Raw genomic sequence first — 13,818 nt, forward strand, 5'->3', positions numbered from 1 at the left:
AACAGGCCGGCCTTATGCTCTTTTCCTCAGCAGCCAAAACGGAATATACAGAATGAAAAAGCTCAATATCACCGCCGCTTCCATTGATAGAAGATACCACGGCCAAGGTCCGAAAACGTTCAGAAGCGAAGCGGTCTTCGGTTTTTTCATTAAATATAGGTAATTTGCATTCAGCACACGATCAATAAAAAAGACACACGCCCCGTACAGATTTACGATCAGCACCGATACCCACAGCCCGCGCGCCGACGGCCTGTACCTTTCTGAAGCAGCCATGAATAGACAGGTAAGAAAAACACAGCCGTGGGAGACGAAAAACACGATGTACCGAAAATGCGGGAAAGAATACGCCCCTAAATCAGGTGTTGCCATCGCCTGTACGGCGCTGCCCAAACCGGCAAAATAGAGGAAGGCGAACAGTTTTTCGCTTTTTGTCATGACCATCAGCATCGCCAAATAGACGGAAAGGTCGCTCAGCTGCAGCGGCAGAGCTGTTTTCAGCGACCAGGCATGATGACAAAGCAGCCATATATGATAGCTGATCTGCGACACGGCAAGGAGAATGAACAGCACATAGCGGAAAACGCGATTCGGCCGCCTCTGGTTGAGCTTTTTCCGGAATACGATCACGCCCGTCCCCAGCAATCCGATGATCAACAGCGTGAAAATGTGTTCCTTGGAAAAAAGATGAAAGGCTCCTGTTTCAGATTTCAATTGAAAATACTTCTGCATAAGGCTCCCCCGCGCGAGATAATGACGTATGTCTATTCTTTTAAAAATCGCTTTCTTCTATTCATACAAAAAAAGCCTCCGCTTATGCGGAGGCTCCTCAACTTGTTTTACAATGCGGATTGAATAACCTTTTTATAATAAAGCACCGACAGCATGCCGAAGATGGAGTACAGCAGCGTATACAGCGCCATGACGATGATCATCGGCGTCCACACTTCCGTTCCGAATAAAAACCATCCTGACTGAACGGCAAAATAGCTGTGGAACAGCCCGAGAACGAGCGGAATCCCGAAATGATACGCCTGCTTCCGGCGGATGCCTTTCAGCAGATCCCCCGTTGTGAAGCCGAGCTTCCGCAATATCGTGTAATCAGCCTTCTCATCCTCACACTCGCCCATTTGTTTAAAATAAAGGATACAGCCTGAGGTGATCAGAAAGGTTAACCCCAAAAAGCCGACAATAAACATGATCAGCCCCATGTTTTTCTTTTGGGTGTCAGCCGTTTCAAATTGCGAAAGCGCGCCGTCTGAATAGTGCTGCGCCTGAAACAGACCATCAGCTTTTTGGATGTCCTCTTCACGTTTGAGTGTAATGCCGAAAAACCGATTTGATTTTCCCTGGATGGACGGGTCGATATCTTTCTCGATCCGATCAAATACCTGCTGCGTGACGATAACGGTCGGCAGCCCTCCGCTTGTAAATGTATATGACAGGAGGAAGTCGTTCTTCAAGCCCTTATACGCCAGCGGTATTTTATCCGTTTTGCCGTTTATATCAATGGAACCTGACGTTTTCAGGTCGAGAAATCTTTTCATCATATCATTATATCCGGTAAACACGGCTTCTCCGTCAGAAAGCTCCGTCCCTTCTGCGTCTTTCTCGCTTATAATCGGCAGCGCCAAGCTGGACGGGTCTTGTTGAAAGCTTTTCATATCGCCGTTTATGATGTTCTTCATATTGACACCGGCTTGAATGGTCTTGATTGTTTTCACTTTGTGTTCAATTCCGTTTTTCTTCAATAAAGCGGTAAATGAGTCAGTCTCCTTTTGGTTATCAAACGCAAAGTCCGCGGCTGTATTTTGCTCAGCCGATTTTTCCGCGGAATAGTACGAGATATAGCTTAAAGACAGCAAACCGATTGCCAGCGCCGAAAGAGTCGTAATAATCGTCAGCAGGACGGCGTTTGACTTCATCCGGAACATGATGGATGACAAAGACAGCACTTCACTGACATTCAGATACCCGCCTTTTGATTTCCGGATGAGATTTGCCAGAAAGCTGACCGAACCTTTATAAAACAGATAGGTTCCGATAATGACCGAGCCGAGAATAAACACCATGGCCGAAAACAGTTCATTCATGCTCGTAAAACTGCCTCCGAATAAATCCGCGGACACGGCATAGCCGGCGATAATGGCCGCAATACCGACAACGCCGATCGCCATCTGCACCCAAGAAAGCCGTCTTATGCCGCTTTCTGACGATGACGCGGTTTTAAATAAAGACAAAATGCTTTGCCGTTTAATAAATAAGTAATTCATCATCATAATCAGCAGGTAAATTGCCCCGAACACAATTAACGTCTGAACGAGCGCCTTGCTTGAAAAAAACAGTGAGACAGAGGCTTTCACACCGACTGTATGAAACAGCATCATCATACATAATTTCGAAAGAGAAAAGCCGGCAAAAATACCGATCCAAATCGATCCGAAATACAAAATGAAATTTTCTGTGCTGAGTATGCGGAAAATGTGCATTTTCGTCATGCCGATTAATCGGAATAAGCCGATTTCCCGGCCGCGCCGTTTAATAAAGATGGTGTTGGCGTATAAAAGAAATACCGACACGATCGCCACAAGCAGTACAGAGGCGGCCCGGATTGCCGCCGCCCCTTTTAAGGAGCTTTTCATTTCATCAAGCGCCGGATCGTATTGCATCGTGACAAACGCGAAATAAAGGGCGGCGCTGAACACCAGCGCAAAAACGTAAAGGTAATAGTTTTTCATATTCTTTTTCAGGTTCTGGAAGATCAAATGATGAATACTCATGCCTGAACCCCGCCCAATACACTTTGCGTTTTCATAATATCCTGAAAAAAGTCCGGTCTGTCCTGACCGCCTTTATTCAGCTGTGTATACACACGGCCGTCTTTAATGAAAACCACACGTCCGGAATAACTGGCGGCAACCGGATCATGCGTCACCATCACAATGGTGGCGCGGCGTTTTTGATTCAGGCGGCTGAGTTTATTCAGTAAATCCATGGCAGCCTTTGAATCGAGCGCTCCGGTCGGCTCATCAGCAAAAATAATGCCCGGTTCGTGAATAACAGCTCTTGCGGCAGACGTCCGCTGTTTTTGCCCGCCGGAAATTTCACTCGGATACTTATGTCGCAAATCATAGATCCCAAGCTCCTCTGCCGTCTCGGCAAATCGCAGGTCTGCCTCTTTCTTAGACATTTTCGTAATGGATAACGGCAGGAGTATGTTTTCTTTCACGGTCAGCGTGTCCAATAAATTATAATCCTGAAAAATAAAGCCGAGATGCCGTTTTCTGAATTCGGCAAGCTGTTTTTCTTTCATGGATGTAATCTCCGTCTCATTCAGTTTAATGGTGCCCGCGCTCACTTTATCAATGGAGGAAAGCACATTCAAAAGGGTCGTTTTCCCTGATCCCGACGGGCCCATAATGCTGACGAATTCCCCTTTGTGAATCTGAAGATCAATTCCTTTCAGCACCTCTTGTTTATTCAGCTTGTTTCCGTAGCTTTTTTGTATATTGCCTGCTTCTAAAATCATCACGTTATGATTCTCCTTTTACATTGGTTATCTTTATTTTAAAAACAGAAACCGTTTTTTTCGTTTGATTAAGCGAACAAAAGAGAAAAGCATGTGACACTTTTGTCACACGCTGAACATGCTGACGGCATCGTTCTGTTTCGGAAACACCAAGGTAAAAACCGTGCCGCTTTCCGGCTCAGAGCGCACGCTGATCCGGATAAGAAGCGGAGCCGCGGCTTTTCGAGCCAAATACAGGCCCATCCCCGTTGACGCGTGATCACGCCTCATTCGCGTCGAGGTAAATCCCTTTTCAAAAATGCGCGGAAGATCTTTGGGCTCGATGCCGATGCCGCGGTCTTCGATATCCACATGCACCCGGCCGTTTTGTTCATAGCTTTTTACGGTAATGTCATCCGCTTCACTGTATTTGACGGCATTGCTTAACAGCTGCCTGATGATGAAGGAAAGCCATTTTCCGTCACTGTGAACGTCTGGTGAATCAAGCTGAATGTCAAACCCGATCCCTTTTTGTATACACCATGATTGCAGATTTTTAATTTCTTTGAAAACGAGCGGTCTGAGCTGAATTCGCTGGAATGATAAATCATTTTCAATAAAGGACAATCGTTTCTGATGAAGCTGCTGGTCCAGGAGATGGTGAATCCGCAGCCATTCATACAGCAAAGGGGCTTTCAGCTGCTGTTCATCAAGGCGCTCGATCATGAGATGCATCGCTGTCAGCGGTGTTTTGACCTCGTGAATCCATGACATCAGATCGTCCTTTTCATGCTCTGACGCCGCCTGAAGATGAAGGGAGCTTTTTCTTAACTGCTCCGTCTGCCCTTCAATGCTTTCTTCAACGATAGACTCAAACGGACTGTCAGGCGCTTTAAGATAAGACATGTCTAAATTGGCGTCCCATTCTCTTAAGCTTTTATAATAGGCGGTCTCTTTACGATAGCGGAACAAGAGAAATACAAGAAACACAAGAAGCGACAGGTAAACGAAATACAGCACCGAAAAAAACGGAATAGACGGATCAATATATGCCGCAAAAAGGAGCACAGCCTGCTGCAAAAGAAACATCGCGATCCAGCTTTTTCTTTCGAGCAGAAATGATTTAATCATAAAGACCGTCTTCTTCCTTTGCGATGTATCCCTGCCCCACCTTGGTTTCAATCATTTTCCCGATGCCTAATTGATCGAGTTTTTTCCGCAGCCGGTTGACATTCACCGTCAGCGTATTATCACTGACGAAACGCTCATCATTCCATAGGCTTCTGATGAGTTCTTCCCGGCTGACGATTTTATTTTTCTGCTCAGCCAGCAGTTTTAAGATCAGCATTTCGTTTTTGGTCAGCTCGACCGAACCGTTTTTACGGCTGACCGTGTTGGTTTCTGTGTCAATGACCGCCCCGCACCATCTTTTCATCAGCGCCGGTTCTGTGCCGTATTGATGCACACGGCGGAACACCGCCTGTATTTTCGCGATTAACACATCAAAGTGAAAAGGCTTCTGAATAAAATCATCTGCCCCGAGCTGCATCGACATGACCATATCCGCGGGATGATCGCGCGAGGACAAAAAGAGAATCGGCACGTTTGATTGGGAGCGTATCATTCTGCACCAATGAAAGCCGTCAAATTTCGGCAGCTGTACATCAATGATCACCAAATCAGGCTTAATTTCGGAAAACTCCCGGATGACACGGCTGAAATCTTTTATTCCGTGCACCGCAAATGACCAGCCCGTTAATCTCTCTTTCATCTCGTGAAACAAAGTGTTATCATCTTCTATTAACAAAATGTGAAACATGGTATCCGCCCTTTTCTGATAGATAGAGGAAAAACCGGCTGATGTTCAGCCGGCTTTTTTCCTTTACAGTTCTCTTCTTAATGCAGTCAGAACATTGGTTTTTGTCGCTTTGCGGGCCGGATTCATACCGGAAATCACCGCGACCCCCGCACAAATGACAACTGCGATCACAACGAGGCTGAGCGGGATATAGGAGAAGGTATAATGAAGATCTTCAGCTCCGGTGTTTCCCCCTACCGCTTTCAAGATAACCGGCACAGCCAGATTGACGGCAAAACTCACTCCGTAAGAAATGATAATCCCGATGACAGAACCTAATATCCCGATATAGGCGCTTTCCATCAGGAACATTCTGCGGATGATGGACGGGCTTGCGCCGATCGCTTTCATAATCCCGATTTCCTGCGTTCGTTCCGTAACCGCCATCGTCATCGTATTGAAAATACCGATGGCAGAAATCACGACGGCGATAAAGCCGACAAAGATCAGGCCGATTTTAAAGACGAGGAAAAAGGTATTGACGCCCTTCAGCTCGGTTGTGACAGATCTGACATAAAAGCCGTCATCCGTGAGGTCATGGGTAAGCTGATCGACATGTTCGAATTTGTCCGCATACACATTGATGTTTTTTTCCACATTTCCATTCTTCAGATCCAAGAATGTTGAGAAGTCCTTCTTGAATTGATCACTCACAAAAATATTTGTATCCTCTATCCAATCTTGGGACGGTTTTTTTGTAATTCCGACTACTTTAAAGTCGTACGTTTTCGTTTTCTCAACGTCTCCGTCTTTGTTTGTTTTGGAGATGCTCAGCTGTATCGTTTTATTAAGCAGGTCTTTCGTATAGCCTTTTGGTTTTTTCACCTCCGACATGTCGCCTTGGTGATCCTTTAACTCTTTGTCGTAAGCGTCAGCCTCTTTTTTCGTCAATAGGTTCTTCGCAAAATCATAGCCGACCACGATTTCATTCTCTGTACGGGCGACCCTTCCCTGATCAAGCTCCATATTGGCTTTGACTTCATCGTTCATGTTTGTCAGCACAATGGCTGAATCTTCATTTGTTCGGTTTCCTAACGACGCTTTATTCGGTTCATACACTTGTGTTCTTTCAACGACAGACTTGACATTTTTATACTTTTCCAAGTCTGATTTCTTCACGGCTTTTCCGTTCTCTTGGCCGAGCACATTGATTTCCGTAACAATCTGCTGGCTCATCGTAATGTCTGTAATCGTTTTTTGGATGCCGAATCCGACGGACGCCAGCACGACCAAAAACGCGCACGCCATTGTCGTTGCCAGCACCGTCATGAAAACACGCAGCCGGTTTTTCTTCATATTTCTTCTGATAAAGTGAATCTGATCCTTAAATCTCAACAGTAACGCCCCCTTTTAATACACCGTCATGCAGCTGGAATTTTGAATGCGCGATTGAAGCGACTTCATCGTCATGCGTAATGATGACAAATGTAATCCCGCGCTCCCGGTTCAGCTGCTGAATTAACGCAAGCACCTCAAGCTCCGTTTCTGAATCGAGGCTTCCCGTCGGCTCATCAGCTAAAATAATCGACGGATTTAAAATCAGGGCTCTTGCGATACTGACACGCTGCTGCTGGCCGCCTGACAGCTCATTCGGATAATGATTCGCATGATTCTCAAGTCCGACCCGTTTCAGCATGTCCGCGACTTTTTGCTTGCGTTCAGACGGTTTGACGCCTTTTAAGGCAAGCGGCATTTCAACATTTTCATAGGTTGTCAGACTCGGAATGAGCTGAAAACTTTGAAAAATAAAACCGAAATGCCCGAGGCGGAACTGCGCCCACTCTTTTTCACTGAAGCCCGTCACATCAGTGCCGTTAATGACGATACGGCCCTTCGTCGGCGCTATGTATCCGGAAATTAAATTCAGAAGCGTTGATTTTCCGGAACCGCTCCGCCCGACGATACAGGCGATTTCCCCTTTTTCAACGGTCAAAGAGACATCCTTCAATACCGGAACCTCACTCTCTCTGCCTTTCCTGCCGATTTTAAATGAATGATCAATATGCTGTACTTCTATCACGTACACCACTCCCCCTTATATCTGTTTCGTTTTTTTATAGATGAAGTAATAACTGATGAAAAACCCGATCACCGCGCCGATAAGCATGCCGAATATGTAACCGGTATACGAACCGTTATAAGCATATCCGCATACCCCCGCACTTCCCAGCATACTGAGCACCATGACGAGCACTTGAATGATGCGTTCAATGTGTTTGCTTAGGATAAAATGTCCGCTTCGTTCACTCGGCATTTTCAGGAAATTCGCATAGCCGAATAGATAGAAACAAAATCCCATTAATGCGGAGATTAACAATGCGTGTTTCATGTAATACATCCATGATGTATGGATGTAAGCGGCAGGCATGAAATAGATCAGAAATCCGCTCCAAGGGAAATCAATATCCGGCACTGCCTGCCTGCCAAAAAGGAACTCAGCGTTTAACAGGTAAATCGTCATAACCACGATCGGAAAGACGGAAACCGTGAACGCCGTGATCAGATGCGCCGCTAAATTGCCCGTTATCGTGCCGGCAGCTGTCACTAATGCATAAATCATCAAGCTGATAACCAGCATCCCTGCGCTGAATGATTGAAAATGATGGACAGCGTCAGGTTTAAGCGCTAGAAACAATATGTCAGATACTCCGTAAGAAACAAACTGCGAGCCGGCTAACACGGCTGCTCCCAAGAAAAACTTCGTATGAAATATCCGGCTTCTCGAATACGGAAGACTCAGTGTAAACATCCTTTCAGCCCGGCCTGCTCTTATCAGAAAAAGCCCTATCATAACCGGAGGAATGAAATGCAGCCCAATCAAATTTTGATTGCTGTAATCAATGCTGAACGTACAAACTGAACCTGAATATTGATGAAGCGCACTTAAACAATCCTTATAGTGAAAATACTCATTTATAATTGCCAAAGGGCCTAAAATAGCTAAGAACCCCGATGTAAGAAGCAGCAGCGTCTGCCGCTGCTTCCATTCTTTATAAAGCAAACCGCTAATCGGCACCTTGCCTTCCTCCAAACTGCTCATTTTCAAACAGATCTACATATGCTTTGACTTCCTGTAAACCGTAAAATAACTGATGAAAAACCCGATAATCGCGCCGAAGATAATGCCGGCTAAATAGCCGAACATCGTGTCTGTGACCCCATATCCGAAAACGCCGAAACCCATAACGGCAAAGGCAATCACCAAGATCTGCACCGGCCGGTCCAATTTTCTCCAAAGAAAGAATCTGCCGTTCCGCTCATTCGGATGTTTCAGAAAGCTGACGTAACCGATCAGATAAAAGACTAGGCTCATCACAATCGGAATGATTAAAACCAAATCTCTTTCTCTGATCCAGTCGTTCAACACATATCCAATAGGGGTTACGAATATAAAAAGACGGGATTCGATATAACTGCTGATAAAAGAAAATTGATCTCCCACACTAAAATCGAAAACAACCTCCAAATTCGCGGCCGGCAGACCGATGAGTAAAAAGGGCAGAACCGTTACGGTAAACGCCGTTAACAACTGGGCGAATATCTGTCCCGTTAATGCGCCGGATGCCATTAACAAGGCGTAAGCCATAAAACTGATGACAATCATTCCGATTGAAAAATGATCAAAATCGTACGTATGGCTCGGTTTCAGTAAAGATATCAGCAATGACGCCGCTCCATAGCCTATCGCCTGAGGAACAACAATGACTGCCCCGCCGAGCCAGAATTTAGTCTGAAAGATTTGGCCTCTGCTGTAAGGCATGCTTAACAAAGCATCCATCGTTCCCTTTGTCCGTTCCAAGCCTAATAAGAAGACGGCAATGATGACACTCACAATCCAGCTGAAGGAAAGAGGCGACCCATTCGTATAATTGACAACGAATTCACAATCTTGAAGAGCTGGGTTATTCAAACATTCTTGATATGTTGAGTAGTTGTTATAAACCATAAAAGGGTTTGCCGCCATTAAAAGAATGCCGCTGCATAAAAACAACCACTGATTTTTCTTCCATTCTGTGTACAACAATCCCCGCGGTATCATTCCGGCCCTCCTTTCTTATACATGCTTCGTTTTTTTAAATATGGCAAAGTAACTGACCAAAAATCCGATCGCTCCTCCGACCAGCATCCCGGCCACATACCCTGTCATCGTATGTCCCGTCGAGTACCCCGCCAGGCCAAAACCGAGAACGGCGATTATGATCACCACAATCTGAATGGGCCGGTCAAGCTGTCTCCAGAGAAAAAAACGGCCGTTCCGTTCCACCGGCTGCCTGACATAGCAAAAGTACCCGATGGCATAAAATACAATGCTCATCACTGCCGGAATGATTAATATATACTTGCTGGCAGATACCCAATCGGTATCACCGTACGTTATTGGATTCAGATATTGAAAAAAATTGTATACTTTGATATAAGCATCGACTGACGGCATCAGCTCATACATGCCGGCTCCGAAGATGACTTCTACATTGGACAATGGCAACGTAATGATCAAGTATGGTGATATCGACACAGTAAACGCCGTTAACAGCTGGGCGAACGTATTGCCCGTTAAGCAGCCTGCGCTCGCAACCAATGTAAAAGCCAAAACACTCACAATAATCTCTCCGACGCTGTAATGGTGAAAGAAATATACGCGCTCAGGCTTTAACAGAAGAATGAGCAGCTCAGCCAGCCCGTAGCCGATCACCTGAGCGCCGGTAATGAGCGCCGCCCCGAGCCAAAATTTAGTGTGAAACACCTGAGCGCGGGAATAAGGCAGACTGAACAGCGCATCAATCGTTCCTTTCGTACGCTCCAGTCCGAATAAGCAAACCGCCAAAATGACAGCGGGCGCCCAGTTCAAGTTCAGCATTCCGCTATCCAAAGAATTCACATAAAACTTACAATATGCTCCGTGGGTATCCAGACAGCCCTGATAGACCAGATAGGTATTTAACACTTCAAATGGATTGACCGCCGCTAAAAAAATGCCGACCATCACAAGAACAGTTCGATTCTGCACCCATTCTCTGTACAGCAATCCCCTGCCTACCATCTCCGGTTCCCTCCAAACTTCGCGATGAAGACTTCTTCTAAGTTCACAGGAAGTTCGTTCCATACTTTCGGCTGCAGCTCTTGCAGAAAGTTCTTTTTCTTTTCATCGTTCTTTTGAATCAGCACCGTATAAAACACACCGGCATGGTCGAGAATCGGTATGTTTTGTTCTCTGATCTTCAAGGCGACGTCCTCTTCAAATGCCATTTGGATTTTCATGTACTCTTCCTTCATATCATCCAAGTCCATCACATTCGTCAGCTGATTTCCTTCCAAAAACCCGATCCGGTTGCACATTCGCTCAATATCTTCTAAACGGTGTGAGGTAATCAGAATGCTCGTTTCCCGTTCAGCCACTTCATCCACCATAAGCTGAAGCACGTCATGACGCGTTACGGCGTCAATTCCGTCCGTCGGTTCATCCAAAAGGATAAGAGCCGGACGTGAAGCAAAGGCAAGGACGAGCGCAAGCTGTTTTTTCAGGCCTGTCGATAATTCACGGTATTTCTTCGTTTCTGGAATGCCGTACCTGTTCATCAGCTCATTGGCGTAAGTCACATCAAAATTCGGATAGATTCTGCTTACAATCGCAACAAGCTGTTTATATGTATACTTGTCATAAAAAGGATTTTCAACAGGCATATAAATGATGTTCTGTTTTACTTTCGGATGCCGCTTTATTTCCACCTGATTAAATAAAACCGTCCCTTGATCCGGCAGCAGAATCTGCTGAATGAGCCGGAGCAGCGTTGTTTTCCCTGATCCGTTTCGCCCGAGCAGCCCGAAAATTTCCCCTTTTCCGATGGTGAGCGAAATATCCTTGAGCACTTCTTTACCGTCTATTGTTTTTGAGAGATTCCGCAATTCAATCATGATCCTTGCCTCCTTTCAGATCAGCGCTGATTTCCTTTATCCATTCCTGCAGCTTCTCCAGCTCAACTCCCGCGTAATGGGCATCGATGATGAGCTGTTTCAATTGCTCTTTTATCATCGTCATCTTCCCTTCAACCAATGTCGTTTTTGCATTCTCCGATATATACGTTCCTCTTCCCCTCAGCGTTTCAATGACACCATCGCGTTCGAGCTCCTTGTACGCTTTGCTGACTGTGTTCGGATTGGCGATAATGATCGTTGCCAATTCCCTGACAGAAGGAAGTTTATCCCCCGGCTTCATGATCCCTTTTAAACAAAGCTCTTTCAGTTGCTGTATGATCTGCTCATAAATCGGAGTTGAGCTTCTCGGATCGATTTGAATCATTTACTTCCCTTCTTTCTTTTACGAGCTGCTCTCTTTCTTTAAATGTTCTGCCATTGAAATCCGATGACGACAAGAACGGCAAACAGACTGCTGGCCAAAACCGAGGCGGCGATAATAAGAGGCACATCTTGTTTTACGGATCTTTTGTTTTTCATGAAAGTTCCCCTTCCCTATGCTTAACATTTATATGTCGATTTCATTTTTTGAGTGTTTTATGTGTATTACATCAAGTAGTACACGTAATACAATAAACACACTCAGGCCTATTGTCAATTCTTTTTTAAAAGAAATACAAAAAAACCCGCCGGGATTCCGGCAGGTTTGCTGAACCATTTGAAACGGCGCGGTCAGTAATCAAAATTACGCTGCAAAATCATATTGTTTTGCAAGGTCTGCAGCTGCAATCTCATTCGGTAAAGCTGCTCTCTTTGCTGATCATTCGCAGATAATGACAGCTTGTTTAATTCATTCACCGCGTTTTCAAGCATCATTTGCGCTTCACTGTACTCATTATCATTATAATGCTCTTGTTTCGAAGCGGTCATAAATTGCTCATTCGCAAATTCATACGCCTGTTCGCTTCTTTGGAGATGTTCATCTACTGATTGTCTTGTTGCCATTAAACAGTCCTCCTATTGATAATGTCATATCAATAGTATTTCTTATTCCAAATAAATTCTCACAAGAAATATCAGGTAATTCATACACAAGACAGAAACGGTATAAAATACGATTAAATGTATAATTTAATCAAGACAGAATGAACTCTTTATAAAAATCCTTCATTTTAGAACGATAACTTAATTCTTCTTTTATTAAAAACATTAAAATTTTTCCACATCACTCACAAGATCTTCGGTACGCTTTAAATTGTTCACCATCAAATTATCTTTTTTGTGTAAAACACCCAGGATTCATCAGATTTTTTTGGGTATCCAATTCATTAGACGTTCTGTTTTTATTAGCTTTAATTATCATCCCGAAACTAACACCAAGGTTATAAAACCACAACCTTTTTTAATCATCCCCATCTAAGCCTGGAACAGCTTTAAATTTTTTCAACAAACCGTTCAAAAGAGAATCGAATTTTGAAGAATTAAGATAATAGTATGTTTTATTTTGATTTCTCGTACTCTCAACTAAACCTTGCAATGTCAAAATTCTCATATGGTGTGAAATCGTTGCGTTGGTTAAATTTAGTTGTTCAGCAATCTCATTAGCATACATTTTTTTATGACTAAGTAAGATTAATATCTTGAACTTACTTTTATCCGATAAAAGCTTCAAAAAATCAATGATGTGATTAATCTCTGCTTTCTCTAATGTATTTTCAAAAATTTTATCAACTTTATAACCCAGTCCAACATAAATGTTATCTTCACTTTTCGTAATAGTTGCAGTGTAAGGTAAAAGTGTTGGATATATATTAATATAATTACAAGATAAGTATTCCTTACCTTTTAACGTACTGATTATCTTTTTTGGAAAATCCATATTTATGTTTTTTAATTGATTCATCCACTCATCTCTAAATTTAATTAAATTATAAATCGCATCGTTAAGATAACCATTCACCAATATTAATTTATTGCAAAATTGATCTACATAAGTTTTAGGAGATTTCATTACCTGAAATATGATCCACTTGAATTCGGGCTTTATATTTAGATTATTAAGCAGCTCAAATAAACTTTCCCTATCATTTAAATACTGTTGGGTAGATGTTTCGGTTTTAAGATCTCCTTGTAAATAAATTAGAGACTCTAAAATATTTTTTCTTATCTCTTCTTCTGTAACTGCAGACAAATAATTAATAATTTCAAAAAAATCTTTCGTATAAATTTGTGGTATTTTAAAAAAGGTTGTGGCTAAACAAAAAATATTTGCATTCCTAACATCTTTGTAGTCGCAAAAGCTGCCAAAATAAAAATGTAAAAACTCACTATCTAACTCTTTTATTCTTTTAAGATCATCTAGTAATACAAAATATTCATTATCTAAATTCAGCCCCAATTTGGTTGTATAATCGTTGAAGAATTCCTCGTGTTTTAAGAATAGAATAGAGGATATCTTGTCAAAGAATTCTGAAACACTGTCATTAATTATTAACCGCACTTTTTCACACCCCATAAAGTCTTTTTCCACAAGGAAAAC

At 43.4% G+C, this 13,818-nt stretch carries 14 protein-coding genes; all 14 read right to left on the bottom strand.

The features are described from left to right. Positions 1 to 12: 12 nt before the first annotated feature. Complete coding sequence (locus J6600_RS13990) at positions 13 to 732, bottom strand: YwaF family protein (protein ID WP_014418682.1); 720 nt, start codon at positions 730 to 732, stop codon at positions 13 to 15. Positions 733 to 839: 107 nt separating this feature from the next. After that, on the bottom strand, positions 840 to 2,780 hold the full coding sequence (locus tag J6600_RS13995; protein ID WP_209387517.1) for an FtsX-like permease family protein: 1,941 nt from the start codon (positions 2,778 to 2,780) through the stop codon (positions 840 to 842). Then, the gene (locus J6600_RS14000) at positions 2,777 to 3,532 is read right to left on the bottom strand and encodes an ABC transporter ATP-binding protein (RefSeq protein WP_007408812.1); all 756 of its coding nucleotides are present in this window, start codon (positions 3,530 to 3,532) and stop codon (positions 2,777 to 2,779) included. The genes J6600_RS13995 and J6600_RS14000 overlap by 4 nt, the downstream gene beginning before the upstream one ends. A gap of 102 nt (positions 3,533 to 3,634) precedes the next feature. Next, entirely contained in the window at positions 3,635 to 4,639 is a 1,005-nt protein-coding gene (locus tag J6600_RS14005; protein ID WP_053284956.1) for a sensor histidine kinase, read from the bottom strand. After that, the gene (locus tag J6600_RS14010) at positions 4,632 to 5,327 is read right to left on the bottom strand and encodes a response regulator transcription factor (protein ID WP_014418686.1); all 696 of its coding nucleotides are present in this window, start codon (positions 5,325 to 5,327) and stop codon (positions 4,632 to 4,634) included. The genes J6600_RS14005 and J6600_RS14010 overlap by 8 nt, the downstream gene beginning before the upstream one ends. A 63-nt stretch (positions 5,328 to 5,390) precedes the next feature. Next, on the bottom strand, positions 5,391 to 6,701 hold the full coding sequence (locus J6600_RS14015) for an ABC transporter permease (protein ID WP_021494489.1): 1,311 nt from the start codon (positions 6,699 to 6,701) through the stop codon (positions 5,391 to 5,393). Further along, positions 6,691 to 7,386, bottom strand: coding sequence for an ABC transporter ATP-binding protein (locus J6600_RS14020; protein WP_007408816.1), 696 nt, complete (start codon positions 7,384 to 7,386; stop codon positions 6,691 to 6,693). Before J6600_RS14020 ends, J6600_RS14015 begins: the two co-directional genes overlap by 11 nt. A 15-nt stretch (positions 7,387 to 7,401) precedes the next feature. Continuing rightward, positions 7,402 to 8,382 (bottom strand): ABC transporter permease, encoded by a 981-nt coding sequence (locus J6600_RS14025; RefSeq protein ID WP_209387518.1) that lies wholly within the window; start codon positions 8,380 to 8,382, stop codon positions 7,402 to 7,404. A gap of 36 nt (positions 8,383 to 8,418) precedes the next feature. Beyond that, positions 8,419 to 9,405, bottom strand: a complete 987-nt coding sequence (locus J6600_RS14030; protein ID WP_115940727.1) for an ABC transporter permease — start codon at positions 9,403 to 9,405, stop codon at positions 8,419 to 8,421. Between the two features lie 15 nt (positions 9,406 to 9,420). Then, the gene (locus tag J6600_RS14035) at positions 9,421 to 10,407 is read right to left on the bottom strand and encodes an ABC transporter permease subunit (protein ID WP_209387519.1); all 987 of its coding nucleotides are present in this window, start codon (positions 10,405 to 10,407) and stop codon (positions 9,421 to 9,423) included. Continuing rightward, positions 10,401 to 11,279 (bottom strand): ABC transporter ATP-binding protein, encoded by an 879-nt coding sequence (locus J6600_RS14040; protein ID WP_003152276.1) that lies wholly within the window; start codon positions 11,277 to 11,279, stop codon positions 10,401 to 10,403. The genes J6600_RS14035 and J6600_RS14040 overlap by 7 nt, the downstream gene beginning before the upstream one ends. Further along, positions 11,272 to 11,664: a GntR family transcriptional regulator YtrA gene (gene ytrA, locus J6600_RS14045; protein WP_014418691.1), complete on the bottom strand. Its 393-nt coding sequence runs from the start codon at positions 11,662 to 11,664 to the stop codon at positions 11,272 to 11,274. The genes J6600_RS14040 and ytrA overlap by 8 nt, the downstream gene beginning before the upstream one ends. 347 nt (positions 11,665 to 12,011) lie before the next feature. Then, entirely contained in the window at positions 12,012 to 12,284 is a 273-nt protein-coding gene (locus J6600_RS14050) for a YtzC family protein (protein ID WP_003152272.1), read from the bottom strand. 397 nt (positions 12,285 to 12,681) lie between these two features. After that, on the bottom strand, positions 12,682 to 13,794 hold the full coding sequence (locus J6600_RS14055) for an ArsR/SmtB family transcription factor (protein ID WP_094296097.1): 1,113 nt from the start codon (positions 13,792 to 13,794) through the stop codon (positions 12,682 to 12,684). Positions 13,795 to 13,818: the final 24 nt, after the last annotated feature.

Source organism: Bacillus sp. LJBV19, assembly GCF_017797845.1.
GTDB lineage: Bacteria > Bacillota > Bacilli > Bacillales > Bacillaceae > Bacillus > Bacillus velezensis.